Origin of the sequence: Streptomyces sp. NPDC015242 (assembly GCF_043079125.1) — a bacterium.
GTDB lineage: Bacteria > Actinomycetota > Actinomycetes > Streptomycetales > Streptomycetaceae > Streptomyces.
In genome coordinates, this window is the sequence record NZ_JBIBUF010000010.1 from 1 (window position 1) to 25,598 (window position 25,598).

26 protein-coding genes are annotated in these 25,598 nt (G+C 73.4%); 11 read left to right on the forward strand and 15 right to left on the reverse strand.

Annotated features, from left to right (window positions below; genetic code table 11):
* Positions 1-184: 184 nt before the first annotated feature.
* The 3 genes from ACF07N_RS29985 to ACF07N_RS29995 all read right to left on the reverse strand — a co-directional run bounded on the left by ACF07N_RS29985 (position 185) and on the right by ACF07N_RS29995 (position 2,123).
* Entirely contained in the window at positions 185-733 is a 549-nt protein-coding gene (locus ACF07N_RS29985; protein ID WP_383586010.1) for a phosphatase PAP2 family protein, read from the reverse strand.
* A 72-nt stretch (positions 734-805) separates the two neighbouring features.
* The gene (locus ACF07N_RS29990) at positions 806-1,867 is read right to left on the reverse strand and encodes a YihY/virulence factor BrkB family protein (RefSeq protein WP_392118806.1); all 1,062 of its coding nucleotides are present in this window, start codon (positions 1,865-1,867) and stop codon (positions 806-808) included.
* 49 nt (positions 1,868-1,916) lie between these two features.
* A complete protein-coding gene (locus ACF07N_RS29995; RefSeq protein ID WP_383346120.1) occupies positions 1,917-2,123 on the reverse strand; it encodes a hypothetical protein in 207 nt (68 codons plus the stop codon).
* 134 nt (positions 2,124-2,257) lie between these two features.
* On the opposite strand from ACF07N_RS29995, the gene ACF07N_RS30000 reads away from it, so the two are divergent.
* Positions 2,258-3,280 carry a magnesium and cobalt transport protein CorA gene (locus tag ACF07N_RS30000; protein ID WP_383326039.1) on the forward strand — a complete coding sequence of 341 codons (1,023 nt, stop codon included), beginning with the start codon at positions 2,258-2,260 and terminating at the stop codon, positions 3,278-3,280.
* Positions 3,281-3,319: 39 nt separating this feature from the next.
* Here ACF07N_RS30000 and ACF07N_RS30005 read toward each other — a convergent pair whose 3' ends face one another.
* Entirely contained in the window at positions 3,320-4,207 is an 888-nt protein-coding gene (locus tag ACF07N_RS30005) for an alpha/beta fold hydrolase (RefSeq protein ID WP_392118811.1), read from the reverse strand.
* 95 nt (positions 4,208-4,302) lie between these two features.
* Positions 4,303-7,359, reverse strand: a complete 3,057-nt coding sequence (locus ACF07N_RS30010) for a BTAD domain-containing putative transcriptional regulator (RefSeq protein WP_392118814.1) — start codon at positions 7,357-7,359, stop codon at positions 4,303-4,305.
* Between the two features lie 162 nt (positions 7,360-7,521).
* Here ACF07N_RS30010 and ACF07N_RS30015 point away from each other — a divergent pair, with 162 nt between their 5' ends.
* The 5 genes from ACF07N_RS30015 to ACF07N_RS30035 all read left to right on the forward strand — a co-directional run bounded on the left by ACF07N_RS30015 (position 7,522) and on the right by ACF07N_RS30035 (position 11,626).
* Positions 7,522-8,706 (forward strand): tryptophan dimethylallyltransferase family protein, encoded by a 1,185-nt coding sequence (locus ACF07N_RS30015; RefSeq protein WP_392118817.1) that lies wholly within the window; start codon positions 7,522-7,524, stop codon positions 8,704-8,706.
* The gene (locus ACF07N_RS30020) at positions 8,706-10,091 is read left to right on the forward strand and encodes a tryptophanase (protein ID WP_392118820.1); all 1,386 of its coding nucleotides are present in this window, start codon (positions 8,706-8,708) and stop codon (positions 10,089-10,091) included. The genes ACF07N_RS30015 and ACF07N_RS30020 overlap by 1 nt, the downstream gene beginning before the upstream one ends.
* A gap of 78 nt (positions 10,092-10,169) precedes the next feature.
* Complete coding sequence (locus ACF07N_RS30025) at positions 10,170-10,532, forward strand: hypothetical protein (protein WP_392118823.1); 363 nt, start codon at positions 10,170-10,172, stop codon at positions 10,530-10,532.
* A gap of 114 nt (positions 10,533-10,646) precedes the next feature.
* On the forward strand, positions 10,647-11,063 hold the full coding sequence (locus tag ACF07N_RS30030; RefSeq protein ID WP_392118826.1) for an Hsp20/alpha crystallin family protein: 417 nt from the start codon (positions 10,647-10,649) through the stop codon (positions 11,061-11,063).
* 209 nt (positions 11,064-11,272) lie between these two features.
* Positions 11,273-11,626 (forward strand): hypothetical protein, encoded by a 354-nt coding sequence (locus ACF07N_RS30035; RefSeq protein WP_392118828.1) that lies wholly within the window; start codon positions 11,273-11,275, stop codon positions 11,624-11,626.
* A 90-nt stretch (positions 11,627-11,716) separates the two neighbouring features.
* On the opposite strand, the gene ACF07N_RS30040 is transcribed toward ACF07N_RS30035, so the two are convergent.
* Complete coding sequence (locus tag ACF07N_RS30040; protein WP_392118831.1) at positions 11,717-12,358, reverse strand: TetR/AcrR family transcriptional regulator; 642 nt, start codon at positions 12,356-12,358, stop codon at positions 11,717-11,719.
* Positions 12,359-12,459: 101 nt separating this feature from the next.
* Between ACF07N_RS30040 and ACF07N_RS30045 the strand changes: the two genes are divergently transcribed.
* From ACF07N_RS30045 to ACF07N_RS30055, 3 genes are all read left to right on the forward strand, one after another.
* Positions 12,460-13,857: an MFS transporter gene (locus tag ACF07N_RS30045; protein ID WP_392118834.1), complete on the forward strand. Its 1,398-nt coding sequence runs from the start codon at positions 12,460-12,462 to the stop codon at positions 13,855-13,857.
* Positions 13,854-15,074: an FAD-dependent monooxygenase gene (locus ACF07N_RS30050; protein ID WP_392118837.1), complete on the forward strand. Its 1,221-nt coding sequence runs from the start codon at positions 13,854-13,856 to the stop codon at positions 15,072-15,074. The genes ACF07N_RS30045 and ACF07N_RS30050 overlap by 4 nt, the downstream gene beginning before the upstream one ends.
* Before the next feature lie 81 nt (positions 15,075-15,155).
* A complete protein-coding gene (locus tag ACF07N_RS30055) occupies positions 15,156-15,938 on the forward strand; it encodes a TSUP family transporter (RefSeq protein WP_392118839.1) in 783 nt (260 codons plus the stop codon).
* Between the two features lie 55 nt (positions 15,939-15,993).
* On the opposite strand, the gene ACF07N_RS30060 is transcribed toward ACF07N_RS30055, so the two are convergent.
* From ACF07N_RS30060 to ACF07N_RS30090, 7 genes are all read right to left on the reverse strand, one after another.
* Positions 15,994-16,560, reverse strand: a complete 567-nt coding sequence (locus ACF07N_RS30060; protein ID WP_392118841.1) for an O-methyltransferase — start codon at positions 16,558-16,560, stop codon at positions 15,994-15,996.
* Positions 16,561-16,747: 187 nt separating this feature from the next.
* A complete protein-coding gene (gene gap / locus ACF07N_RS30065) occupies positions 16,748-17,746 on the reverse strand; it encodes a type I glyceraldehyde-3-phosphate dehydrogenase (RefSeq protein ID WP_383326072.1) in 999 nt (332 codons plus the stop codon).
* A 163-nt stretch (positions 17,747-17,909) separates the two neighbouring features.
* The gene (locus ACF07N_RS30070; protein ID WP_383326075.1) at positions 17,910-18,866 is read right to left on the reverse strand and encodes a GlxA family transcriptional regulator; all 957 of its coding nucleotides are present in this window, start codon (positions 18,864-18,866) and stop codon (positions 17,910-17,912) included.
* A gap of 20 nt (positions 18,867-18,886) precedes the next feature.
* Positions 18,887-19,327, reverse strand: coding sequence for a hypothetical protein (locus ACF07N_RS30075; RefSeq protein ID WP_392118844.1), 441 nt, complete (start codon positions 19,325-19,327; stop codon positions 18,887-18,889).
* A gap of 214 nt (positions 19,328-19,541) precedes the next feature.
* Positions 19,542-20,441 carry a PhzF family phenazine biosynthesis isomerase gene (locus ACF07N_RS30080; protein WP_392118846.1) on the reverse strand — a complete coding sequence of 300 codons (900 nt, stop codon included), beginning with the start codon at positions 20,439-20,441 and terminating at the stop codon, positions 19,542-19,544.
* Entirely contained in the window at positions 20,438-21,979 is a 1,542-nt protein-coding gene (locus tag ACF07N_RS30085) for a leucyl aminopeptidase (RefSeq protein ID WP_392118849.1), read from the reverse strand. Before ACF07N_RS30085 ends, ACF07N_RS30080 begins: the two co-directional genes overlap by 4 nt.
* A complete protein-coding gene (locus ACF07N_RS30090) occupies positions 21,976-22,926 on the reverse strand; it encodes a DMT family transporter (protein WP_392118852.1) in 951 nt (316 codons plus the stop codon). Before ACF07N_RS30090 ends, ACF07N_RS30085 begins: the two co-directional genes overlap by 4 nt.
* 92 nt (positions 22,927-23,018) lie before the next feature.
* Here ACF07N_RS30090 and ACF07N_RS30095 point away from each other — a divergent pair, with 92 nt between their 5' ends.
* Both ACF07N_RS30095 and ACF07N_RS30100 read left to right on the forward strand, forming a co-directional pair.
* A complete protein-coding gene (locus ACF07N_RS30095) occupies positions 23,019-23,912 on the forward strand; it encodes a LysR family transcriptional regulator (protein ID WP_392118855.1) in 894 nt (297 codons plus the stop codon).
* Positions 23,913-24,023: 111 nt separating this feature from the next.
* Positions 24,024-24,386: an ANTAR domain-containing protein gene (locus ACF07N_RS30100; RefSeq protein WP_392118858.1), complete on the forward strand. Its 363-nt coding sequence runs from the start codon at positions 24,024-24,026 to the stop codon at positions 24,384-24,386.
* A 125-nt stretch (positions 24,387-24,511) separates the two neighbouring features.
* Here the strand turns inward: ACF07N_RS30100 and ACF07N_RS30105 are convergent, their stop codons facing one another.
* Positions 24,512-24,934 (reverse strand): DUF350 domain-containing protein, encoded by a 423-nt coding sequence (locus ACF07N_RS30105; protein ID WP_383326096.1) that lies wholly within the window; start codon positions 24,932-24,934, stop codon positions 24,512-24,514.
* 140 nt (positions 24,935-25,074) lie between these two features.
* On the reverse strand, positions 25,075-25,464 hold the full coding sequence (locus ACF07N_RS30110; RefSeq protein ID WP_392118861.1) for a thiol-disulfide oxidoreductase DCC family protein: 390 nt from the start codon (positions 25,462-25,464) through the stop codon (positions 25,075-25,077).
* Positions 25,465-25,598 lie beyond the last annotated feature (134 nt).

Genomic DNA, 25,598 nt, shown 5'->3' on the forward strand with positions numbered 1-25,598 from the left:
TTTTGTTTTTGGTGGTCTTGTGTGTCGGCGGGGGCGGGGCCCCGGTTTTTTTTTTTGGCCTCGCCGGGGGGGGCGGGGGGGGGGGGGGGGGGGGGGGGGCCGCCGGGGGCCCCCCCGCCGCCGGCCGCGCAGCCTGCTCACCGGGCTGCCGGGAACGGCGGCCCGGTGAGCACGGGCGCACGCCCTACCACCAGTGGCGCACGACCAGACGCGGCGCGCGGCGCACGAGCCACGCGCTCAGCAGGCCGATCGCGGCCCCCGCGGCGACGTCGGTCGGGTAGTGGGCGCCCGACTGGACCCGCTCGACGGCCACCGCGGCCGCCGGAACGGCGCAGACCGCGCCCGCGACCGGCCACGTCGGCGCGATGGCCGCCGTGAAGGAAACCGCGGCCGCGGTGTGACCGGAAGGGAACGAGGAGGAGTCCGGGCGGTCCTCGACCTCGTCGTGCGGGATCCACTCCTCGGGCGGCCTCGGACGGTCGGCGAGCTGCTTGCACAGGCCGTTCGAGACCAGCTGCGCCAGCACCATGGCCCCCAGCCCCGCCGCCGCCGCCCTGCGCCCCCGCCAGCCGCCCAGCGCTGCCATCACGACCGCGGCCCCGCACCACAGCTTCGTACTCTCCGCGGCCTCCTCCACCGCCGACAGCACCTCGGCAACCCCCGGCGGCGTACGGGAAGCCGCCCGCTGGGTCAGTACTCGATCAGCTTCGAACAAGCCCATCAGCAACCTCATGAACTGCGAATATCCAAACAGGACGAAGTGAAGCGCCCGAACCGGGCCGGACGTGACCGGCGCCACGGGCGGTCATGCCCCGTCCAGCCGGCGCACGTCCTTCTCGGTCCACTTCCTGGTGTCGCGCGGCTCGGTGTAGGGCTCCTTGGCCGGGGGCAGGCCGCCCGCGACCGCCCGCTGCCGCACGATCTCCGCGTCGAACTCCAGGCCGAGAAGAACGGCCAGGTTGCCGATCCACAGCCAGAGCAGGAAGACGATGACGCCGGCCATCGTGCCGTAGGTCCGGTTGTACGAGGCGAAATGGGTCACGTAGAACGCGAAGGCCGCCGAGGCGAGCAGCCCGATCACCAGGGCGAGGAAGCTGCCGGGTGTGATCCACCGGAAGCCCTTCACCCGGGCGTTGGGAGTGGCCCAGTACAGCAGCGCGATCATGATCGTCATCAGGACCACCAGGACGGGCCACTTGGCGATGGACCACACCGTCAGCGCCGTGTCGCCGACCCCCAGGGCCGTGCCCGCCCGGCGGGCCAGAGCGCCGGTGAAGACGACGATCAGGGCGCTGAGGACGGCGAGCACCATCAGCGCGACCGTGAGCCCGACCCGCACGGGCAGGATCTTCCACACCGGACGGCCCTCCGGCATGTCGTAGACCCGGTTGGCCGCGCGGATGAACGCCGCCACGTACCCGGAGGACGACCACACCGCCAGGACGATGCCCACGACGGCCATGACCGACCCGATGCCGGCGTTGTCCTGCAACTGCGTGACCGCTCCGGTGATGATGTCGCGGGCGGAGCCGGGAGCGAACTGCCGGAGATCGTCCATCAGCGCGTCCGTCGTGGATCTGCCGGTGAGACCCAGCAGCGACACCAGGACCAGCAGGGCCGGGAAGAGCGACAGCAGGCCGTAGTACGTCAGCGCGGCCGCCCGGTCGGTCAGTTCGTCGTCGCCGAACTCGCGCAGACTGCCCTTCAGCACCGCCGCCCACGCCCGCCTCGGCAGCCTCGTCGGCCTGTCCGGCGCGCGCCGCTCGACCGCGGGCCCGGGTCCCACCTCCTCGGGTGGCGGAATCTCGCGTTCCGCGCTCCGGTGGCCGCCGTGACTCTCGTCCCGCCCGGGAAGACGCCGCTTCATCCCCGCCGGGTACCCGCGGACCCCCGTCCAACCGTGCCCGCAGGCGGTGTCAGGCCGCCTCGCCGTGCCGCGCCGAATGCCGCGCGGAACGGCGCCCGGCCGCGGGCCGGCCGCCGCTGCCGTGGATCAGGCGCAGATGGCGTCTGCGGGCGTGGCGGGCCGCACGCGGCCGCGCCGACAACCGGTCCTCGATGCGGTCCATGGCGTACAGCAGCACGCACAGGGCCGGCAGCAGCAGCACGGCGACAGCGATCACGGCCCCGTTCCCCTCCGGTCGGCGACCCCCTCCGGGTGCCCAGCAGGGGCCGGCTCGCAGCGCGGGGATGTGAGGGTCCGGTGACCACCGGGTGCAGGCGGCGTGCGGCCTGCGGCTCCGCGCACCGTCCGGGCATGGAACGCCGCGGACGAAGCATCCGACAGGGCATGGAGTGCGCGATCTACCGACAGCAGACCGGCGAACACGAGACGATCGACTGCCGGGGGGAGGACGGCGGGTGCGGGGCCACCCTCGACCGCCTGGCCGTGCTGAAGCCCGACGAGTTCGCCTGGATCCGGATGGACGATCCCGACCCCGGCGAACTGAAGCGGCTGGGGGAGTACCTGGACCTGCACCCCCTGGCGGTCGAGGACGCCGTCCAGGCGCACCAGCGGCCGAAGCAGGAGCGCTACGGCGACGTGCTGGCGGTCGCCCTGAAGACGCTGTGGTTCGTGGAGCGCACCGCGGACGTGGAGACCGGCGAAGTGATGATCTTCCTCGGACCGTCCTACGCCCTGACCGTCCGGCACGGCGCCGACGACCCGACGGTGGAGGCGGCCCGGCGGCTGGCCGACGCCCCGCAGATGGCGGAGCTCGGACCGGCGAGCGTCCTGCACGCGGTCACCGACGTCATCGTCGACGCCTACGCGCAGGCCGCCGCCCAGGTCCGCGCTGACCTCACCGACCTGGAACGGTGCGTCTTCTCGCCCGCCCGGGACGACCTGACCGAACAGATCTACTCGCTCAAGCGTGAAGTGGTGGAGTTCCGCGACGCCGTCCAGCCCCTGGTCCCCGTCCTGCACGACTTCACCACCCCCGGCGACGCCTGGCCGCGGCAGCTCGTGCCCTACTTCCGTGATGTCGCCGACCACGTCACCCGCACCGACACCGAGGTGCGCGCGCTGGACGATCTGCTCGGCTCCGTCCTCGACGCCCACCTGGCGAAGGTGAGCACCTGGCAGAACGACGACATGCGCCGCATCAGCGCCTGGGCGGCCATCCTGGCCATCCCCACCATGGTGGCCGGGATCTACGGCATGAACTTCGCCGACATGCCCGAGCTGAGCTGGCGCTACGGCTATCCCTGCGCGCTGGCCGTGATGGCCCTCGGCGCGGGACTGCTGTACCGGGCCTTCCGCCGCAACGGCTGGCTGTGACACCGGGACGCTGCCGTGGGTCGCTCCGCCTCACGTCCCTCACGAGGCTTCGTGCGAGGCGGAGGACCGCCAGAACGCGCGCAACGCGCCGACGAGCGCCTCGGGCGCGTCCTCGGCGATGTGATGACCGGACTCGATGGGGCCGCCCTCCAGCCGGTCACCGGCCCAGTCGCGCCACACGCCCGGCACGTCGCCGTACAGGTCCGCCATGTCGTCACCGGTGGCCCACAGCACCTGCAGCGGACAGGCGATGCGCCGGCCGGCCTGCCGGTCGGCCTCGTCGTGCTCCCGGTCGACACCGAGGCCGGCTCGGTAGTCCTCGCACATCCCGTGCACGGTGGCCGGATCGCGGATCGCGCGCCGGTAGTCCTCGTACGCCTCCGCGCCCATCTGCTCCGCGCTGCCCAGATACCAGGCGTCGGGGTCCGCGTTGATGAGGCGTTCGGCGGGCTTCTCCGTCTGGCCGAGGAAGAACCAGTGCCACCAGCTCGCCGCGAACGTCGCGTCACAGCGCCGCAGTGCCTCCCCGATGGGAACGGCGTCCATCACGGTGAGGGCGGACACGGACTCCGGGTGGTCCAGGGCGAGCCGGGTCGCCACGTACGCGCCCCGGTCGTGCCCGACGACGGCGAACCGGTCGTGCCCCAGCCGGCGCATGACCGCCAGGCAGTCGCCTGCCATGGCGCGCTTGGAATAGGGCGTGTGCCGCTCGTCGGTCGGGGGCTTGTCGGACGCTCCGTAGCCCCGCAGGTCGGGGCAGACCACCGTGTGACCGGCCGCGGCCAGCAGAGGGGCGACGCGATGCCAGGTCGCGTGGGTGCGCGGATGGCCGTGCAGGAGCAGGACGGGTGGGCCGCTGCCGCCGTGCCGCACCCTCAGGTGAACGCCGTCTCCCTCGCACCGTGCCACCTCGAACCCGTCGAACACGTGCCCTCCCGCGTCTCGGCGTCGCGGCACGTCTGCCCCGAAGGGCTCCCTCCACACGCCGGGAGGGCGGGAACCCCTCCATCGCCTCGCGCCGGTCACTCCACGGACGCCGCTCGTTGCCCCGTGCACCGCAGGACGTCCTCGGCCGCCATGCCCTGTGACCAGGCCGCGCTGTACTGCGCGGGGTCCAGTACCGCGCGCACCCGTGCCTCGGCGGCGACGTGCGCCTCGTGGAACGGGCGCAGGCCGATCAGCGCCACGCCCGTGTCGCGGCGCATGCGGTGGGCGGCGCCCAGCAGCCAAGCCGCCCGGGTCGCGTCACCGGTGGCCGCCACCGCCCAGGCCAGCGTCTCCAGACCCCACACCGGTCCCCAGCTGTCCCCGATACCGTGCTGCCGCACCAGAGCGGCCTGCAGCGGAGCCAGCGCCTTCTCCGCCTCTCCGTGCCGCAGTTCCACCAGCCCCGTGCACCACTGGGCCCAGGTGCGGGCCCACTCGGCTCCGCTCGCCTCGGCCTCGGCGACGTAGACGTCCCGAGCCGCCGACGCCGAGGCCCGGGTGCCGAGGAAGGCCTCCGCCATGGCCCACAGCATCGTCGCCATGTGCGCGTCGCCGGCCTGGCCGAGCGCGTGGAACCGGTCCCGTGCCTCGGACAGCAGCGCGATGCCGGCCGGGTCACCGCGGACGAGCAGGGCGTGCGCCCCCTCGATGTACGTCACCGCCGCCGCCGAAGGGGCGTCCGCCGACTCCCGGGCGGCCGAACGGCATTCGGACAGGAAGGTCTCCGCCGTGGGATTGTCGCCCTGGCACAGCGCGATCCAGGCCTTCATCGCCAGCGCGCCGACGACCGGCGCGGGATCCCGCGAGGGGCGAGGTCCGTCCGGGCCGGTGGCGAGCAGCCGTTCCAGCCAGTGCCGCCCCTCTCCCAGGGTGCTGCTGAAGAACCAGCACCGGGTGCGGGCCAGGTTGACGGCGATCTCCACCCCGGCCGCCACGAGGTCCCGCCGGCTCGCGCAATGGTCCAGGGCGGTGCGGAGGTTGGGCAGTTCGGTGCGCAGCCGGAGCAGCCAGTCCACCTCGTCCGGCCCGCACCACTCGCGGCCCGCCCGCACCGCCGTCAGCCGGTAGAACTCGGTGTGCCGGACCCGCAGTCGCGCCGTGTCACCCTTGTCCCCGAGCCGCTGCCCGCCGTACTGGCGGAGGGTCTCCAGCATGCTGTACCGGGCGCGGTCACCGTGGTGACTGACCGCCACGATCGACTTGTCGACCAACCCGGCCAGCAGGTCGAGGACCTCCTCACGGGCCACGCCCTCGCCCGCGCAGACCGCTTCCGCCGCCTCCAGGTCGAAGCCGCCGGAGAACACGGACAGCCGGTTCCACAGCAGCCGTTCGCCCTCGGTGCACAGGTCGTAGCTCCAGTCGACGACGCCGCGCAGGGTGTGCAGGTAACGGGCGGAGGTACGCGGCCGCGGCACGGACAGCAGGCGGAACCTGTCGTCGAGGCGCTCCAGGATCTCCTCGGCTGTCATCGCGCTGAGCCGCACCGCGGCGAGTTCGATCGCGAGCGGGATGCCGTCGAGCCGCAGGCACAGCTGGGCCACCGCCCGGCGGTTGCGGGAGGTGAGCCGGAAGGCGGGGGCGGAACCGGCGGCACGGTCCATGAGGAGCCGCACGGCCTCGGAGCGCAGCAGCGGGTCTTCCGTCCCGGCTCCGGCCGGGGCGCCGGGCGCGGCCGCGGACCGGGCCGGGACCGCGGTCCCGGCTGCGGGCTCGGTGCCCGTCAGCGCCGTGGTCCCGGCCGGGCCCGCGCCCCCGGCGCCCGTTCGCGCCACGGTTCCGGGCTCGGCCCGAGCTGTGCCGCCCGCTCGGTCGTCGACGTCCGGCAGGGTGAGCGACGGCACGGTCAGCACGTGCTCGCCGGGTGCTCCCAGGCGCTGTCGGCTCGTGGCCAGAACGCGCAGTCCGGGCGCGGCTCGCGCCAGCCTCACCACGAGAGCGGCCACGTGTTCCACGAGGTGTTCGCAGTTGTCCAGGACGAGCAGCAGGCGGCGGTCGCGCAGATGGCCGGCGATGGCGTCCGCGGCGGGCCGCGCGGACTGGTCGCGCAGGCCGAGCGCCTCCGACACGGCGCGGTCGAGCAGGTCCGGGTCGCTCAGCGGGGCGAGGTCGGCCAGCCGCACACCGTCGGCGAAGGCGGGCGCGATGTCCGCGGCGACCCGCAGCGCGAGCCGCGTCTTGCCCACCCCGCCCACTCCCGTGAGCGTGACGAGCCGGGCCGCCCCCAGCAGGCGCCGCACCTCGGCCGACTCCGCTTCCCGGCCCACGAACGTGGTCATCTCCACCGGCAGATCCCCGCCCCGCGATGCCGGAACGGCCCGCACCTCCCGTCCGTCGCCGAGGTCCGGGGCGGCCGCCAGCAGTCGCCGGTGGACCTCCCTCAACTCGGCCCCGGGTGCGACGCCCAGTTGGTCGGCGAGGAGCGCGGCGACCTCCCGGTAGCTCTCCAGCGCTTCGCCCTGCCGTCCGCAGTCGAAGAGCGCCAGCATCCGCTGGGCCCAGAAGTGCTCGCGCAGCGGATAGGCGTCGATGAGGCCGCGGAGTTCCGGCAGCACCCCGGCGGCCCGGCCCAGGGCCAGGTCCGCGTCGATCCGCAACTCCAGAGCGTCCAGGCGCTGTTCGTCCAGCGAGGCCACGACGCCCTGGAGCAGGTGCGCGGGCAGGTCGGACAGCGGCTCCCCGCGCCACAGCCCAAGGGCCTCGCACAGCAGGGGCGCGGCCCGTACGGCCGCGCCCTCCTCCAGGGCCGCACGCCCCTCGCGGACCAGGGCGGTGAAACGGTGCAGGTCGAGGGTGTCCGGCGCGGCTTCGATCAGATAGCCGTGCGGCCGGGTCAGCACGGGAGCGCCGCCCGCCGCGCAGCCCAGGGCACGGCGCAGACGCAGGACGTAGTTCTGCAGGGTGTTGCGGGCGCGGCCGGGCGGGCTGTCGCCCCACAGCCGGTGCACCAGCGTCTCCACGGTGACCACGTGGTTGGCGTCGGCGAGCAGAGCCGCCAGCAGCAGCCGGACCTTGGCCGCGTCGATGCGCAAGGGCCGCCCGTCACGCAGGACTTCGAGAGGCCCGAGGACCTTGAACTCGTACCGCGTGCTCACCGTTCCCCCGGTCGTTCGCCCCGGACGGCCGACGCGACATACGAGAAGTGACCGTCCAGGTACACATGGTAGCCATCGAGTGACCGGCGAGTGACCGGGCGGAGGCCCGGCACGGGGACGGTGGGACCAGCGTTCACGGCACACCGTCCTGGAGTCCGCACCATGGCCCTGAGCAATGTCCGACACCCGTACGACGCCCTCGGCGGGGGCACCCCGGCATCGGCGGGCTCCCGCGTGACTCTGGGCGAGCACCTGCGAGGCCAGGTGCGCCGCCTGTGCGAGGCGGCCGGCTTCGCGCCGCCGGCAGGTCCGTCCGGTTCGCCTCTGCTGGAGCTGCTCGACCTGCTCGGTCCCGCGGCCCTCCGCCCCCTCGGGGCCGGCCCGCCCTCGCCCTCGTTCGTGTGCGACGACCATTCCCCCGCCGAGATCTCCCTCGCGTGCTCCGCCGGGCGGCCGGTGGCCGTGCGCCTTCTGGTGGAGCCGGGCTGTGCGGCGGGCTCGCTGGAGGAGAACGCCCGCCAGGGCCTCGCGGCTCTCGGCGGGCTGGCCGGCCGCCGTGGCTTCTCGACCGAACCGGTGCGCCGGGTCGAGGACCTGTTCCTCCCGCCGGTGATGCACGGCCCGTTCGCGCTGTGGTGCGCGACGGAGCAGCGGCGGGAGCCGGGCGCGCCCGGGGGCGTCAAGGTCTACCTCAACCCGCGCGCACACGGGCGGGCGGCGGCCGCCCGGGTCACCGAGGAGGCGCTGCGCCGGTTCGGATTCGGCCGGGCCTGGGCCGCGCTCCGGGAGCGCGTTCTGCCGCGCGGCCCCGAGCGGGACGAGATCCGCTTCTTCGCCCTGGACCTGGGTGACTGGCACACCCCCCGGATCAAGGTCTACGTCGCGCACCACGACGCCACCGCGTCGCAGCTCAGGGACGTCGCACGCGTACTGCCCGGAGCGGCCGCCGAGCGGGCGGGCGCGTTCTGCCGCTCGGTGGGAGGCGACCCGGGGCGCTTCTCGCGCCGGCCGCTGGTGTCCTGCCTGGCGTTCACCGATCGGGACGCGGAAGGCCCCGGTGGCCACACCGTGCACGTACCGGTCCGTGACTACGCGCGGGACGACGGGGTCGCCCGGGAACGGGCCACCACCGCCCTGCGGCGCCTCGGCGTGGACGCCGGCGTCCTGGACGGCGCGCTGGCCGCGATGACGTCCCGGCGGCTGTCCGACGGTGTGGGGCTCATCGCCTACGTCTCCCTGGTGCAGAGCACCTGGGAACCGCCGCGCGTGAACGTCTACCTGTCGCCGGAGGCCTACACGGTCCGCCGTCCGCGCACCGCCGGCCGGAAGACGGGAGGACCGCGGTGATGGAGCCCTACCGGATCAAGGTCGTCGAACCGATCCCGGTGACGACGCGCGCCCAGCGTGAGCAGGCCCTGCGACGGGTGCACTACAACCTGTTCGGGCTGCGCGCCGACGAGGTCACCGTCGATCTCCTCACGGACTCCGGTACGGGCGCCCTGTCGGCGGCACAGTGGGCCGCAGGTGTGGCCGGTGACGAGTCGTACGCCGGTTCACGGTCCTTCTACCACTTCCGCGACGTGGTCCAGGACCTCACCTCCTACCCCTGTGTCCTGCCCGTCCATCAGGGCCGGGCGGCGGAACGCGTCCTCTTCTCCGCGCTGCTCACGCCGGGCCGGATCACCCTGAGCAACACCCACTTCGACACCACCCGCGCCAACGTGGAGCTCGCCGGCTGCCGGGCGGTGGACCTGCCCTGTGCGCAGGCCAGGGACCTGGACAGCGCAGAGCCGTTCAAGGGCGACATCGATCTGCGCGGACTGGATCAAGCCCTGCGGGGACCCGACGCCGGCCGGATCGCCCTGGTCATCATGACGCTCACCAACAACGGCGAGGCCGGACAGCCGGTGTCCATGGACAATCTGACCCGGGCCGCGGCCCTGTGCCGGAAGCACTCCGTCCCGCTCTTCCTCGACGCCGCCCGGTTCGCCGAGAACGCCTGGCTGGTCACCCAGCGCGAGGACGGGTACCGCCACCTGAGTCCACGCCAGGTCGCCGAGCAGGCGTTCAGGCTGGCCGACGGCTGTCTCATGAGCGCGAAGAAGGACGGCATCGTCCACATCGGTGGCTTCCTCGGCCTGCGTGACGCGTCCCTGGCCGAGCGATGCGAACTGCTGCTCATCGCCACGGAGGGCTTCCCCACCTACGGAGGACTGGCCGGCCGGGACCTCGACATGATCGCCCGGGGGCTGACCGAGGTCACCGATCCGCGCTACCTCCAGGCCCGTGCCGACGCGGCCCGGCACCTTGCCGGGCTCGCCCGCGACGCGGGCGTCGACATCGTCGAGCCCCCGGGCCTGCACGCCCTCTACCTCAACGCGGGGCGGCTCCTTCCGCACATCGCCGCGCACCGCTTTCCCGGGCACGCGCTCGCCTGCCAGCTCTACCTCGAAGGCGGCATCCGCTCGGTGGAGCTCGGCTCCCTCTACCTGGGCCGCGAGGACGAGAACGGCGACCCGGTGACCACGGCGCCCCACGAACTGGTCCGGCTCGCACTGCCCCGCCGGACGTACGGCCTCAGTCACCTGAACCACGTCGGCGAAGTCCTGGCGGCGACCGTCAGGATCAAGGACCGGATCCCCGGCTACCGGCTGACCGAGCAGCCCCCGCTCCTCCGCCACTTCCGCGGCAAGCTGGAACCCGTCGCCCTGCCGGACCGGCATAAAACTTGAGCCTTGCATTGTCAATGATCTGCGAGGTATAGGAGAAGTCCGGGGGCAGGTCATCAGATCGACGGGAGGTGTTCTCCGGTGATCACCGAGATCGCTGTCGAGCGGGTCGAGTTCACCTGTGGCTCGTGCTGGCACCGCTGGAGCGTCGACTACGACGTGCAGCGCCACCGGGACGCCCTGGACGCCGAATGGGAGTACTTCTACCGCGACAACCTGCCGGTTCCCTCGCCCTACACCCCCGATGGCGCACCGCCCTGCGCGCACTGCGGCCGCCACTGGGTCGGGCGCCTGGTGGCCCGTCGCCCCGTCCCCCTGTCCGGCGGCGACGCGGACGCGCCGCGCAGCCGGGTCCCGGCCGAGGGCGGTCACCGGCCCGAGCGGCACAGCGCGCCGATGCTCCACGCCTCAGGTCACCCGCAGCCTCAGGCCGAACCGTCCTGAGGAAGAAACTTGAGCCCACAAGTATCAACTTCCTCCACTCCGTACTTGTCAATCAACCCACGGTGAGCTATATCAAGTAGGCGATTCCCGTACGGAGTGAAGGGAGAAGTGGGGATGCTTGCGCGCACCGGCGTTCTGGGGGACCTGGACCGGGTCACGCGACAGCTCGCGCATGCCGGGGACGGCACCGTGATCCCGGTGGACGCCTGGCGCGACGACGACGTGCTCTTCGTCCAGTTCGACCTGCCGGGCATGGACCGCTCCAGCGTCGACCTCACCGTCGAGCGGGGCACGCTCGTCCTGAGCGCCGAGCGTCCGTCCCCGATCCCGGCCGGGGCCGAGCCCGTGCTCACCGAGCGCCCCACCGGCCGGTTCACCCGCCGCCTGATCCTCTCCGACGCCCTGGACGCCGACGCCGCTCAGGCGGTCTACGACAACGGTGTGCTCACCCTGCGCCTCCCGCTGGCCGCGCACGCCAAGCCCCGTAAGATCGCCATCTCCGGTGGCGGGCCCAAGCAGGTCACCGCCTGAGGAGCCGTCCGCACCGTCCGCACCGTCCGCACCGCCTTCGCCGGAGACCGGGACGCCGTACGGCCGCCGCGCCGGACCACGACGTCCGGGAGGACCGCTACCGCTGACAGCGTCTGCGGACGAAACGCTCTGGCCGATGACCGCAGTTGCCGATACGGTCGGGCTTCCGTCCGGCCGTATCGGCGGCCGTCTCGACCAGGAGCGATCCCGTGCACACCCAGCGAGCGACCACGACCCTGTGGCGTCCCACCGGTCCCAAGGAGCTGGATCTGGTGCGTGAGCTGGACTGGCGCGCCTGGCCGCCCCGGCTTCCCGAGCAGCCGATCTTCTACCCCGTGCTCGACGAGGACTACGCGGTGCGGATCGCGCGGGACTGGAACGTCAAGCACGACGGCGCCGGCTATGTCACGCGCTTCGAGGTCGAGTCCGCCTTCCTGCGCAGGTATCCGGTCCAGCAGGCCGGCGGGCGGACGATTCTCGAGCTGTGGGTGCCGGCCGAGGAGCTCGACGAGTTCAACGCGCACATCGTCGGCATGATCGAACTCGTCCACGAGTTCCACTGAGCCGAGCGGATCCACGGCGGTGGGCGCACCCGGAGGGCGGCGCGGCCCCGCCCTCCGGCCCTTCCTGCTCCGGTCCTACCTGCTCCGGTCCTACCTGCTCCGGTACGCCCGCAGGAAGGTCCTCACCCCCTCCACGATGAGCGTGCGGACGCGGCTGTCCTCCGCGGCGTTCGCCGAACCGAGCCGGTCCAGGGCGACGCCGAAGGTCAGTGCGATGAACTGGTCGGCCGCCAGCCGGGGATCGGGGACGTCCAGCAGTCCCGCCTCCCCGAGCGCGGCGAACCGCTCGGCGATGGCCTCGTCGGGCGTGTCGGCCATGGTGTTGTAGCCCTGGTGCGGCAGGTGGCCGGACTCCGCCCGGACCAGCCGCTGCAGCGTCGTGTACTCCGCCGAACCGAGCATGTCCGTGGCGATGCGCAGGCAGAACGCGACCAACGCGTCTTCCAGGCCGCCGTCCTCAGCGTCCTCGGCGAGTTCGACGAGCGTCTCGTCGAGGGTGCGCCGGATCGTGGTGATCAATGACTGGCCGATGGCGTCGACGACCGCCTGCAGCAAGGTCTGCTTGTCGCCGAAGTAGTCGTAGACCGTCCGCTTGGACACCTCGGCCCGGGCCGCGATCGCGTCGACGCTGGACCGGTCGAAACCGTCGGTGAGGAACAGTTCCCGGGCTGCCTGGAGGATGGCGGCCCGCTTCAGCGCGGACCCCTCGCGCAGTGTCTTCGTGGTCGGCATGGCGTCATCGTAACCGTTCTACACTGCACGGTGTAGTGTAGCCATGTCCGAGGCTCCTCCTCGGTGTGCCGTGCTGTCGGCGAAAGACGGAAAGGACCTCCATGACCACAACGTCGGCTCCTCCGATCCGCATCGGCAAGGCCGCTGTGGGTGCCCTCGGCGTACTGGCCGTCGCCACCGGTGCCCTGGAGTCGGTGGTGGCGCCGACCCTCCCGCTCCTGCAACGCGAACTGCGCATCACCCCGGCCGAAGGGGCGCTGCTCAGCATCGTGCTCCTCATCACCGGAGCGCTCGTCACTCCGGTCGCGGGCAAGTTAGGCGACCGCTACGGCGGAAAACGGGTCCTGATCCGGCTGATGGCGGTGGTCTGCGCCGGTGGCCTGGTGTCGGCCCTGGCGCCGAACCTGCCCGTGCTGCTGCTCGGTCAGGTACTGCAGGGGGCGATGGTGGGCGCGCTGCCGCTGTCGTTCATCCTGGTGCGCTCCCACCTCCCCGCCGGGGAGTCGAAGGTGGCCATCGGGGTGGTCAGCGGACTCTTCGTGGCGGGCGGCATGGCCGGGACGCTGTCGGCCGGACCCGTGGCGGAAAACCTGTCCCGGCACTGGATGTTCGCCCTTCCGACGTGCGCGGTCATCGGGGGCACCCTGCTCGTGAACCGGCTGATGCCCCACGACCCGCCGACCCGGGCGGACGGTGCCGGCATCGACTGGCCGGGCCTGCTGCTGCTGAGCGGGGCGCTCGTCACGCTCATGCTCGTGCTCGCTGTGGCCCCCGACATGACGGAGATGCCCTTCGTGCTCGGCGCCCTCCTGCTGGTCCTGGCCGGCTTCGTGACCGCCTGGACCGCGGTCGAGCGCCGGGCGGCGGCGCCGATGGTCGATCTGCGCATGCTGGCACGGCCCACGCTGTGGAAGTCGTGCGTGCTGACGTTCCTGACCTGCCTCGGCACCTCGCTGGCCGTGTACCTCGTCCCGCAACTGTTCGCGGTGCCCTCCGACGCGTACGGCTTCGGGGCCGGAGCCACCGAAACCGGCTTCTATCTGCTGCCCGGCGCCGTGGCCGCCGCACTGGCCGGACCGCTCGGCGGCATGGGGGCGCGGCGCTTCGGCTCGCGCGCCGTGGTCACCGCCGGCATCGCCCTCCTGGCCCTCGCCCTGCTCGCCCTGGCCCTCGCGCACGCGGAGATCTGGCACCTCGTCACCGCCAAGGTCCTGATCTCACTCGCCAGCGGCCTGTGCGTCACGGCGCTGGTGACCACCACCGCCACGTCCGTCGACAAGGGCGACACCGGCATCGCCACCAGCCTGGTCCTGGTCACGCGCGTGGTCGGCTACGCCGTGGGGGCGCAGCTCGGCGGTGCGCTCCTGACCGCCGCGACCCCGGCCGGGTCGGACGTCCCGGCCGAATCGGCCTTCGTCACCGGCTTCGTCGTCGCCGGCGCCGTCGCGGCGCTGTCCCTGCTCGTCAGCCGGACCATGAGCAAAGGAGTAGAGGAATGACCCGAACCGATCAGCCGCGGCACGGCCGCACCACGCGCAGACGCGACGTCCTGATCTCCGGGGCCAGTGTCGCGGGGCCCGCCCTCGCGTACTGGCTGAACCGCCACGGATACGCGGTCACGGTCGTCGAGAAGGCGGGATCGCTCCGGCACGGCGGCTATCCCGTCGACGTACGCGGCACCGCGGTCGAGGTCGTGCGCAGGATGGGGATCCTGCCGCGCCTGCGCGACGCCCACGTCGACCTGCGCCGGCTCACCTTCCTCGACGAGGACGGCGACGAGGTGGCCTCGGTCAGCCCGCACACCGTCAGCGGCGGCGCCGCGGGGCGGGATGTGGAGATACGGCGCGGAGACCTGACCGCCGCTCTCCACGCGGCGGTCCGAGACGACGTGGAGTTCCTGTTCGGCGACTCGATCGAGACCCTCGACCGGTCCGGATCCGGAGTCGACGTCACTTTCCGCCGGGGGAGCAGGCGTACCTTCGACCTGGTGATCGGCGCGGACGGCGTGCACTCACACACACGCGCGATGCTGTTCGGGCCCGAGGAGCGGTTCCACCGGTACCTCGGCTACTGCTTCGCCGTGTTCACCATGCGCAACACCCTCGGGCTCTCCCACGAGACCGTGATGTGGAACAGCCCCGGCCGGGCCGCGGCCCTGTACGCCGTGGGGGACGGCGACGAGGTGCACGCCTTCCTCAACTTCGCCCGCCCGGAGCCGCCGTTCGGCGCGTTCGGCGACCCGCGGGCCCAACGGGCGCTGGTCGAGGAGGTGTTCGCCGGCGCCGGATGGGAGGTTCCGGGCATGCTCGCCGCCCTGCGCGAGGCGGACGACCTGTTCTTCGACGGTGTGAGCCAGATCCGTATGCCCCGCTGGTCGAGCGGCAGGGTCGCCCTGGTGGGCGACGCGGCGTACGCCCCCTCGTTCCTCACCGGACAGGGCACCAGTCTCGCACTCGTCGGCGCGTACACGCTCGCCGCGTCCCTCGCCGGCGCGGCTCACGCCGAGGGCTTCGCCGCCTACGAACGCACCACCCGGGAGTTCGTGACGCTGAACCAGGACCTGGTGGGCCAGGGGGAGGCCACGCTGTTCCCCACCACCGCACGGGCCCTGCGGCAGCGCAACGAGATGCTGCGCGGTCTGCGTTCCCTGCCCTCGGCGGAGGGACGACCGGCCCACTCGGCCCTCACCCTGCCGGAACTCCCGCGCCGGGAGTGAGCCGCGTGACCCGGGGGCGCCGGGCACCGTCACCGCACCCGTCGCATACTGAACGGAGGTCGGACGGGGCGGGGAGCGGAAATGGACTGGTCGGCAGCGCTGCTCGCCCTCACAGCGGGCGCCCTCATCGCGCTGGTCACCGCGCCGGTCGGCGTCTCGGGCGCCGTGTTCCTGCTGCCCGTCCAGCTCAGCGTCCTCGGCGTCCCCAGCCCCGCCGTCACTCCCACCAACCTGCTCTACAACGTCGTCGCCGGACCCGGCGCGCTCCTGCGCTACCGGCACGACGGAAGCCTCTACGGCCCGCTGACCCGCCGTCTGATCGCGGGCACCCTGCCCGGCGTCGTCCTCGGTGCCCTCATCCGCGTCTTCGCCGTCCCCGGGCCGGCGGTCTTCCGGCTCCTGGTCGCCGTGCTGCTGCTCCCGCTCGGGCTCTGGCTGATCAGCCGCACGCTCCGCACACCGGCCGGGCCCCCACCGCACGAGCCCTCGCCGCGCACCGTCACCGCCCTGGCCCTGGCCGTCGGCACGATCGGCGGCGTCTACGGCATCGGCGGCGGCTCCGTCCTCGGCCCCCTCCTGGTCGGCCGGGGCATGCCCGTCGCCCAGGTCGCCCCGGCCGCCCTCGCCTCCACCTTCCTGACCTCCCTGGCCGGCGCCGGCACCTACGGGCTGCTCGCCCTCACCGGGGGCGACGACATCGCCCCCGACTGGCTCCTCGGACTGACCTGCGGACTGGGCGGACTGACCGGCGGCTACCTGGGAGCCCGCCTCCAGCGCCACCTGCCCGAAGGCTTCCTGCGTCTCCTACTGGGCACCCTCGCCGCCACGATCGGCGCCCTGTACGCGGTCCAGACGCTCACCTAGGGGGGCGGCGGACCCGCTCTCGCGGCGTGATCAGGAACGGTTCACGCCGCCCTCGCTAGACGCGCCGCGCCGCGACCACCGCAGAACTGGTCGGAGTCGTGAGTACTTCAGTGGCCTCCAGGGCGGGATGAGTGAGGTAGAACAGGCGGAGCTCATCCACTGCGCCGCCGAAACGAGGCGGCCAGTGGGGCGACGGGGTGAAGTCGTCCAGCACGAGAAGGCCACCGGGAGCAAGCAGCTCGACGACACCCTCGGGGTCGTCACGCTTGCCTCCGCCGTCGCAGAAGAAGACGTCGAAGGGCGCGTGCCGCTCGAGCAGCCGCCAGTCGCCGGTGAGCACGCTGACGCGGTCGTCGTCCGCGAAGACCTCAGCCGCTCGACGGGCCAGCTCCTCGTCACGCTCCACGGTGACCAGGCGGGCACCCGCGCCCAGCCCACTGTGCAGCCAGGCGGTACCCACACCCGAACCGGTGCCGCTCTCCGCGATGACTCCGACGGGTTTCGCAGCGGCCGCCAGCCTGAGCAGCCTGCCCACCTCAGGGATGCAGCTCTTCTTGAAACCCGCCGCGGAGGCGATACGCTCCGCGGCCACCACGCGAGGCGGGACCACACGCTCTGCCATGATCACGAATCCCCCTTCGTCGTGAGCATGACGTTACCGCCCGTCACTGGCGTCCGTACGGAGTTCGGCCTGTCCGATCACGGCGAACCTCCCCGGTCGGACACCCCTCCAGCGAGGAGCCCGCCGGGACGCCGGGCGGGCGCGGACCCGTGGACGGGTGACCGGCGGCCGAGCGCGTGCCGTCGGGTCAGCGGCCGGCGAGGAGGTGCAGCGTGTCGATCACGCGGTTCGAGAAGCCCCACTCGTTGTCGTACCAGGCGACCACCTTGACGTGGCGGCCGTCGACGCGGGTGAGGGCCGAGTCGAAGATGGACGAGGCGGGGTTGCCGGTGATGTCGGACGACACCAGCGGGTCCTCCGAGTACTCCAGGACGCCGGCCAGCGGCCCCTCCGCAGCGGCCCGGTAGGCGGCCAGCACGTCGTCGCGCGTCACGTCGCGGGCGACCGTCGTGTTGAGTTCGACGATCGAGCCCACCGGCACCGGCACGCGGATCGAGTCACCCGACAGCTTGCCGTCGAGGCCCGGCAGCACCAGGCCGATCGCCTTGGCGGCACCCGTCGTGGTCGGCACGATGTTGACGCCGGCGGCCCGGGCCCGGCGCGGGTCGCGGTGCGGCCCGTCCTGGAGGTTCTGCTCCTGCGTGTAGGCGTGCACCGTCGTCATGAACCCGTGCTCGACACCGGCGAGGTCGTCGAGGACCTTGGCCAGCGGCGCCAGGGCGTTGGTGGTGCAGGAGGCGTTCGAGACGACCGTGTGCAGCGCCGGGTCGTAGGCCTCGGTGTTGACCCCGTACGCGAGCGTGACGTCGGCACCGTCCGACGGCGCGCTCACCAGCACCTTGCGCGCCCCGGCGTCGAGGTGCGCCCGGGCGGCCTTCGCCGAGGTGAAGCGGCCGGTGGCCTCCAGGACGATGTCGACGCCGAGTGCGGCCCACGGCAGCTGCGCCGGTTCGCGTTCGGCCAGCACCGTGATGCGGCGGCCGTCGACGACGAGGGTGTTCCCGTCGACGGTCACCGGGCGCCCGAGCCGGCCGGCGGTGCTGTCGTAGGCGAGCAGCCGGGCCAGAGTGGCGGGCTCCGTCAGGTCGTTGACGGCCACGACCTCCAGGGCGCTGTCGCGCTCCAGCAGGGCGCGCAGCACGTTGCGTCCGATGCGGCCGAAACCGTTGATGGCGATGCGAGTCATGAGTGATGTCCCTTCCCTTCGCCACCAGGCTCGCCCGCCGCCCGCCCCCCGGACAGTGGCGACAACGCCACGGTTCAAAAGGATCCCGCCAGCCGTCCCGTCCGCCGTCCGGCCGGTCGTCCCCAGTCGCCCGGCCGGCCACCCGCCGGGCGGTGCCGGCGGGTCACTCGCCGCGGGTGAAGGTGCGCCGGTACTCGCTCGGCGTGGTGCCGAGGATGCGCTGGAAGTGCAGACGCAGGTTCGCGCCGGTGCCGAGACCCACGTCGTCGGCGATCTGCTCCACGCTGCGCTCGGAACGCTCCAGCAGTTCGCGGGCCAGGTCGACGCGGGCGCGCATCACCCACTGCATCGGGGTGTAGCCGGTCTCCTCCACGAAACGCCGGGAGAACGTACGGGCCGACACCCCGGCCTGCTGCGCCAGCAGATCCAGGGTGAGGGGCTCGCCGAGCCGGTGCAGCGCCCACTCGCGGGTGGCGGCGAACCGTTCGCCGAGCGGTTCCGGCACGCTGCGCGGCACGTATTGGGCCTGGCCGCCGCTGCGGTAGGGAGCGGCCACCAGACGCCGGGCGGCGTGGTTGGACGCGGCCACTCCGAGGTCGCCGCGCAGGATGTGCAGGCACAGGTCGATGCCGGAGGCGGCGCCGGCCGAGGTGAGCACGCTGCCCTCGTCGACGAACAGCACGTTCTCGTCGACCCGGACGAGCGGATGCCTCGCCGCCAGCGCCCGCGCGTAGTGCCAGTGCGTCGTGGCGCGTCTGCCGTCGAGCAACCCCGTGGCGGCGAGCGCGAAGGCACCCGTGGAGATGGCTGCGAGCCGCGCGCCCCGGTCGTGGGCGGCGACCAGCGCCTCGACGACGGCCCGCGGCGGGTCCTCGCGGTCCGGGAACCGGTAGCCGGGGACGAAGACGATGTCGGCCCACGCGAGCGCGTCGAGGCCGTGGTCGACGGAGTAGGCCAGCCCGTCGCCGCCGGTCACGAGACCGGGTGCCGCCCCGCACACCCGGACCTCGTACGGCATGCTCGCCCGGGTCGTGAAGACCTGCGCGGGGATGCCGACGTCGAGCGGTTTGGCACCCTCCAGCACGAGGACGGCGACGCGATGCAGGCGGGTGGCTGACACAGGGGGCAGGCTACGCGGCGTCAGGCGTCCGCGCGCACGGGCAGGGCGGCCGCCACCACGTCGCGGTCCTTGCGCCCGAGCAGCGGGAACACGATCCTCAAGCCCTGGCCGTCGCCCGGCGCGGACACGACGAAGGAGGAGTTGAGCACGCGCTCCTTGACGGGGGTGCGGACCAGTCCCGCACGCGAGAACGTCATCAGATGCTCCCGCGGCTTGGCGAACGTCGGGTCCGCCCGGAAGACGAAGAAGCGGCGGTCGGTCATGGCCAGGTACATCGGCGCCGGCACCGGGACGACCGCCATCGCCCCCGCGCTCACGAGCGCCGAGGCCACCGCGAAGGCGGCGGTCCGACCCACCGAGACGGAGCTCAGATTCACGAGGGTCGCCACCTGGACCTGCTCGCCGGGTTCGAGCAGGGGGTCGACGGCCGCCAACAGCATGCGCCGGCGCTTTGCGTTCACGAGGTGCTCCTGGATTCGGTAGGGCGGAAAGGGACGACGCGGGGCGGGGAAGACCGCCCGGCACCGGCAGACCGGCAGCGGGCCGCCGGCGCACCCTGCCCGGCCCTGAAACCCCAGGTCGGGCGCCGTGCGCGCACAGCCGCCGTGAGCGGTCGGCCTACCTTGCCACACCCCGTACGGCCCGGTCGGCGCGGGTCGGCCCTCCGCCGCCGTCTCACACGGGCAGTGCCGTCCGGAACACCGTCACCGCCGTGCCGCTGACGCAGACCAGGAGAGCGCCGTCGTCCCCCGGCTCCACGCACACCTCCACGTCTCCGGGCCGCCCCATGGCCACGCCCTGACGCCCGGTGAAGCAGACGCGGCCCTGGGGTGCCCGGACGAGACCGTGCCGGACCAGGTACGCCCCGAGGGGGCCGTGGCCGTTGCCCGTGACGGGGTCCTCGAGGATCCCGATCGCCGGGGCGAACATCCGGGACCACGTCAGCAGGCGCTCGTCGCCGGTGGCCCGGGTGAAGACGAAGTAGCCGTTGCAGCCGAGGTCGTGGCTGAGGGCGGTGAGCGCGGCCGCGTCCGGCCGGAGCGCGTCCACGGCGGCGCGGTCGCGCAGCTCGACCAGTACCTTGGCGTGTCCCGTGGAGACGATCTGGACCGGGCCGTGGTCCGCGAGGTCACGGGGTGCGGCGCCCAGGGCGCGCAGCAGACGGCCGACCTGCCCACCGTCCAGCTCGGGTCCGAAGACGGCCGCCCCCTGGTGCATGCCGATCCGTGTCCGGCCGCCGTCGCGGTGGACCCGTACGCGTTGCAGCAGTCCGCCTCCCGTCTTCTGCACCAGTGACCCGTCCGGCAGCCCGCACTCGGCGGCGCGGGCGAAGTGGGCGGCCACGGTGGCGTGCCCGCAGGTGGGCACCTCGGTCGTCGGAGTGAAGAACCGGACCCGCACGTCGTGGTCGGCGCCGTCCGCCGGCAGGACGAAAGCCGTCTCGGAGTTGTTCAGTTCACGGGCGACGGCGAGCATCTGCGCGTCCGTCAGGCCGTCCGCGTCCAGCACCACGCCGGCCGGGTTGCCGCTGAAGGGGGTGGAGGTGAACACGTCCACCTGATGGACGACTCTCACCGGCCTTCCCCTTCCCGGAAGGCGGGCAGGAGGGCGCTGCGTCCGCCGCCGGAGCCGGTCGCCGCGTTCTCGGCGAGCCGGACCAGGGTGCGCACCGCGCAGCCGGTGCCACCCTCGGGGGTGTAGCCGTGCGGCGGACCCTCGTTGAAGGCCGGCCCGGCGATGTCCAGGTGTGCCCACGGGACACCGGCCGGCACGAACTCCCGCAGGAAGAGGCCCGCCACCAGGCCACCGCCCATCCGTGCGCCGTAGTTGGAGAGGTCGGCCACCCGTGAGCGCAGACCGGCGCGCAGCTGTGGTGGCAGCGGCATGGGCCAGGCATCCTCCCCGGCCTCCCGGGCGGCCGCCAGCACCTGCTCGCGCAGGCCGTCGTCGCCCATCACCGCGTAGACGTGGTCCCCGAGGCCGAAACGGGTCGCGGCGGTCAGGGTGGCCACGTCCACGAGGGCGTCGGGCCGTTCCTCGGACGCGCGTACGAGGGCATCGGCCAGCACCAGGCGTCCCTCGGCATCGGTGTTCAGCACCTCGACGGTCCGGCCGCCGTACATTCGCAGGACGTCACCGGGCCGCAGGGCGGACCCGGACGGCATGTTCTCGGCCAGCGCGAGCCAGCCGGTGACGTTGACCGGCAGGTCGAGCCGCCTCGCCGCCAGGACGGCCGCGCACACGGCCGCCGCGCCCGACATGTCGCGCTTCATGATCTCGTTGGCTCCGACGGGTTTCAGCGAGATGCCGCCCGAGTCGTAGGTGATGCCCTTGCCGACGAAGGCGAGCGTCGTGGTGGCGTCGGCGTGGCGGTGGGCCAGCCGGACCAGCCGCGGTGGGCGTACGGATCCCTGCCCCACTCCGAGAAGGCCCCCGAAGCCGCTCGCGGCGAGGGCCGCCTCGTCGCTCACGTCCACCGTCGCGCCGTGGCTGCGGGCCGCCGCGGCCACGGCCGTGGCGAAGCTGTCCGGGTAGAGGTCGTTGGCCGGGGTGTTGATCAGGTCGCGGGCGCGGTTCACCTCCTCCCCGAGCGTGCGCGCCCGCCGCAGCGCGGCCTCCGCGCGGTCCTGCGTGCCGGGTGCCACGAGGATCGTCGCCGCGCGGAGGGGCCGCGCCGCTGCGGTGGTGCGGTAGGGGGTGAAGGCGTAGGCCCCGAGCAGGACGCCCAGCGCCGTCGCCTCGACGGCCCCGGCGGTTGCGGCCGGCAGGGCCAGGGCGGCCGTGGCGGCACCGGCCAGGGTCCGGGCGGCCACGCCCGCGGCGCGGCGCAGCGTCTCGGCGTCGTGCGCGGTGCCGTCGCCCGCGGGGCCCAGGCCGACCGCCAGCAGCAGTTCGGCCCGGATGCCGTGAGGCGCGGGGAGCTTGATCGCCTCGCCCTCGGCGCCGGTCGCCCCGAGGCCGGCGAGGAGCCGGGCGAGGCCGGACCCGAGCGCTCCGGCCGGGTCCGTGCCGAGGGCCGGCACGGGCCCCTCGGCGCCCTGGGTGACGCCGACGACGAGCCAGTCGGCGGACACCGTCGTCGCGGACGCGGCGGTCACGGTCAGCGCTGTCACGGTCGTACTCCTCCTCCTTGCCGGGACGGGCCCGGCGTCGGTTCTTCGTCGGCGGTGTCCGCCCGCCCCGGCCCGGGCACCCGCCGGCGGGCCAGCCCCACCCCGGCGAGCACGACCGCCATGCCCAGGGCGGTCCGGAGGCCGAAGTCCTCGCCGAGCAGGACGACTCCGAGCGCCACCGAGACCACCGGGAGCAGGTAGCCGACCGTCGCGGTGCTCGTGGCGCCCTCGGCGGCGACGGTGCGGTAGGTGAGATGGAAGGAGAGGCCCGTGGAGACGACGCCCAGCAGGACGACGGCGAGCAGTTCCTTCAGATCGACGCCGTCCGGCGCCGGTCCTCCCACGGCCAGGGCCGGCGCGGTGAGGACCGTGGCCGCGACGAGCTGTGCCGCGGACAGGGACACGGTCGGAACTCCCCGTCCCACCAGGAAGCGGCTCATGTACGCGAAACCGGCCGCATAGCTCGCCGCCGCGACGACGACGGCGGCCACGCCCCACCCGCTCGCCCGCGTGGCCTGCCACGGCGCGAGGATCAGCACGACCCCGGCGAAACCGAGGGCGAGCCCGGTCAGCCGGGACGGGTGGGGGCGTTCGGTGCCCGTGCCCACGCCGATCAGCAGCGACCACAGCGGCGTCGTCGCGTTCAGGACGCCGGCGACTCCCGAGTCGATGCTCTGCTGCCCGAAGCTGAACAGGGTGAACGGCAGGGCGTTGCAGAGGAAGGCCGCCACGGTGACCCGGCCCCACACCCCCCGCCCGCCGGGCAACCGCCGGCCCGAGCCCAGGCAGGCCGCCAGCAGCGTGACGGCGCCCAGTACGCAGCGGCTGAAGGTCACCTGCACGGGGGAGAGGGCCCCGAGCGCCACCTCGATCCACAGGAACGTCGATCCCCACACGAGGGCGAGCGCGCCGATGCGCGCCCGAGCCCAACTCCTGTCCCCGCTCACCGTCTTCTCCTTCGTCAGCCCCGACGAACGGTGCCCCGTCAGGCTGTTGAAGGACAAGCGAAAAGTTCTGCACCACCATTAAGTTGGGCTACATGCTCGATGTGAGACGCATGCAGGTGCTGCGCGCCGTGATCACCAGCGGCTCGGTGACCGCCGCGGCGGCACACCTCGGATACACGCCCTCCGCCATCAGCCAGCAGGTCTCGGCGCTGGAGAAGGAGACCGGGACCGTGCTGCTGGAACGCGTCGGCCGGGGCGTCGCCCCGACCGCGGCCGGCCTGCTGCTCACCCGGTACGCGGACGTCATCAGCAGGCACCTGGCCGAGGCCGAGACCGCGCTGGCCGATCTGCGCGCGGGACGCGCGGGCAGACTGTCCCTGCGCTACTTCGCCTCGGTCGGCCCGACCCTGCTGGCGCCCGCGCTGGCCCGGGTGCGCCGCGAGCACCCGGGGGTGGCGATCGATCCCAGGCTGGCCGATCCGGACGACGCCCTCGCGGAGGTGGCGCGGGGCGACGCCGACCTGGCCGTGGTCGTCCGGCGGCCGGACGAGGCCCGGCATCCGGGCATCCGGGTGGTGCACCTGAGTGACGACGCGTACCGGGCGGTCCTGCCCTCCGGACACCCGCTCGCCGCCGGCCGCGTGATCGATCTGGCCGATCTCGCCGGGGAACCGTGGGTCGGCAGCGAACCCCCCGGCCCCTGTCTCACCCCTATCGTCGACGCCTGCGCCGCGGCGGGTTTCAGTCCGGACTTCGTCACCACGTCGGAGGACTACGCCACCGCTCAGGGCTTCGTCGCCGCCGGTCTCGGTGTGAGCCTCATTCCCCGGCTGGGGCTGAGCGCCCGCCACCCCGGTGTCGCCGTCCGCCGGGTCCGGCGCCCGGAGCCCGTCCGGGCGATCCACGCCGTGGTCCGTGCGAGCGCCCTGGACCAGCCGGCCCTGCGCACCCTCGTCGAGGCGCTCCGGGCGTCGGCAGGGCAGTAGCCACCGCGGGGGTGCCTCGTGGCCGTCGGCGTGCGACGGGGGGTGTCTCCCGGCTCGCGATGTGGGCAGGCGTATGGGGAGCAGACGTAACCTCACGATGGAGAGCCGGTGATGACGACTTCCCGAGCGCAACGGTCCCTGCCGGAGGCAGGGGAGGATGCCGCGCCGACGCATCTGGAGCGGGAGAACGCCCAGTTGCGGCAGGCGGTGGATTCCCATGCGACGGTCGACCAGGCCATCGGCGTCCTCGTCGCGGTCCACCGGCTCGCGCCCACCACCGGGTTCGAGGTGCTGCGTGAGGTCTCCCAGCACGCCAACGTCAAACTGCACGCCGTGGCGGAGACGGTGATCGAGTGGGCGCTCGGCGGGCCCCTGCCGTCCCCGGTGGGCCGGGAGCTGGACGCGGCCGTGCAGCGGTGCCTGAGCGTGGAGGGCGGGCCCGGGCGGCCCGAAGAGGCCCACGGCGGGCCCTGAGGGCAGGGTGGGCGGCGGCACGCGCCCGGCACACGGACGCGCGACGGCCCGGTCCCACCATGGGGCGTCGGTGGTACCGGGCCGTCGGGGCTCCCGCCTCGCACGCCCCCGCGTGGGCGGCGTCCTCAGGCGATGGACGCGGAGATGACGGCGGAGACGGCGAGGTTGCAGGACGCCGTCACCCACACCGCCGGGTGGGGCTCCGTCTCGACCAGCGTCGCGCCCAGGCGCCCCGGCGTGATCAGGTCCACCACCAGGAACGCCACGGCCATCATCACGAGTCCGAGCAGACCGAACACCGCGGTCGAGACCAGGCCCTTGCCGAAGTCCTCGTACGTCGTCCAGATCGAGGTGAACACGATGGCGCCGATGCCGAGCAGCGCCGAGCTGAGGACCACGGCGGCGTTGCGGTTGCGCTCTTCCCAGATCTGTCGGCCGAGCTTGCCGGGCGTCAGCACGTCGACCAGGACGATGCCGAGGACCAGCAGGACCAGTCCCAGGCCGCCGTAAGCGGTGGCCCGCCCGAGTCCGTTGACGATGTCGCTCATGGGATTGCCGGCTCCGTGGTGTGAGAGATCGTGAGTGATCGCGGTCAAGGAAAGGCAAAAGGTAGCGCACCCGTTCGGCCGGCTGGGCGGCGCCCGGGACTTCCCCGTGCGCGGGCGGAGGGAGCCTGGCACCCGGCGGCCTACGCCCGGTGCGTCCTCGCCGCGGGCACCGCGCACGCCGGTGTCCCCCCGGGCAGCCGTCCGCGGTGGCGGGCCACGAGACGGTAGACGCCGTGGGCGACCCAGCGCACGGGCGGCAGGACGAGCACCGCTCCGGCGACGGACCACGCCCCGCCCGCGCTCAGCAGGATCTTCGCCACCGCCCGCACACCGCCGTAGACCTGTCCGGCCGGTGTCACCCACAGGGCCTCGTACCGAGCCCGCTCCTCGGTGACGCCGAGCGACGCGAGATCCGCGTGCTGCCAGGCCACCGTCTCGCACCGCGGTCGCACCAGACGCCGGACGACGTCCACCGACGAGGTGCAGAAACCGCAGTCCCCGTCGAAGACCAGCACTGGTCGCGTCCGCATCCTCCCATCCTGCCGCACACGGGCCCGGACCGGCGCGGGGCCCACGGGCCGGGCGGGCCCGCCGGTGCGGAAGGGGGGCTGGTGGCCGCCGCCACCAGCCCCTGCTCTCTCCCGCGGTGTCCGTCCCCGCCGGC

Excerpts from the sequence above, each read along its gene's own strand:
- ACF07N_RS29985 (WP_383586010.1), bottom strand. The coding sequence starts at position 733 with ATGAGGTTGCTGATGGGCTTGTTCGAAGCTGATCGAGTACTGACCCAG.
- ACF07N_RS29990 (WP_392118806.1), bottom strand. The coding sequence starts at position 1,867 with ATGAAGCGGCGTCTTCCCGGGCGGGACGAGAGTCACGGCGGCCACCGG.
- ACF07N_RS30000 (WP_383326039.1), top strand. The coding sequence starts at position 2,258 with ATGGAACGCCGCGGACGAAGCATCCGACAGGGCATGGAGTGCGCGATC.
- ACF07N_RS30015 (WP_392118817.1), top strand. The coding sequence starts at position 7,522 with ATGGCCCTGAGCAATGTCCGACACCCGTACGACGCCCTCGGCGGGGGC.
- ACF07N_RS30020 (WP_392118820.1), top strand. The coding sequence starts at position 8,706 with ATGGAGCCCTACCGGATCAAGGTCGTCGAACCGATCCCGGTGACGACG.
- ACF07N_RS30030 (WP_392118826.1), top strand. The coding sequence starts at position 10,647 with ATGCTTGCGCGCACCGGCGTTCTGGGGGACCTGGACCGGGTCACGCGA.
- ACF07N_RS30040 (WP_392118831.1), bottom strand. The coding sequence starts at position 12,358 with ATGCCGACCACGAAGACACTGCGCGAGGGGTCCGCGCTGAAGCGGGCC.
- ACF07N_RS30045 (WP_392118834.1), top strand. The coding sequence starts at position 12,460 with ATGACCACAACGTCGGCTCCTCCGATCCGCATCGGCAAGGCCGCTGTG.
- ACF07N_RS30050 (WP_392118837.1), top strand. The coding sequence starts at position 13,854 with ATGACCCGAACCGATCAGCCGCGGCACGGCCGCACCACGCGCAGACGC.
- ACF07N_RS30055 (WP_392118839.1), top strand. The coding sequence starts at position 15,156 with ATGGACTGGTCGGCAGCGCTGCTCGCCCTCACAGCGGGCGCCCTCATC.
- ACF07N_RS30060 (WP_392118841.1), bottom strand. The coding sequence starts at position 16,560 with ATGGCAGAGCGTGTGGTCCCGCCTCGCGTGGTGGCCGCGGAGCGTATC.
- gap (WP_383326072.1), bottom strand. The coding sequence starts at position 17,746 with ATGACTCGCATCGCCATCAACGGTTTCGGCCGCATCGGACGCAACGTG.
- ACF07N_RS30095 (WP_392118855.1), top strand. The coding sequence starts at position 23,019 with ATGCTCGATGTGAGACGCATGCAGGTGCTGCGCGCCGTGATCACCAGC.
- ACF07N_RS30100 (WP_392118858.1), top strand. The coding sequence starts at position 24,024 with ATGACGACTTCCCGAGCGCAACGGTCCCTGCCGGAGGCAGGGGAGGAT.
- ACF07N_RS30105 (WP_383326096.1), bottom strand. The coding sequence starts at position 24,934 with ATGAGCGACATCGTCAACGGACTCGGGCGGGCCACCGCTTACGGCGGC.
- ACF07N_RS30110 (WP_392118861.1), bottom strand. The coding sequence starts at position 25,464 with ATGCGGACGCGACCAGTGCTGGTCTTCGACGGGGACTGCGGTTTCTGC.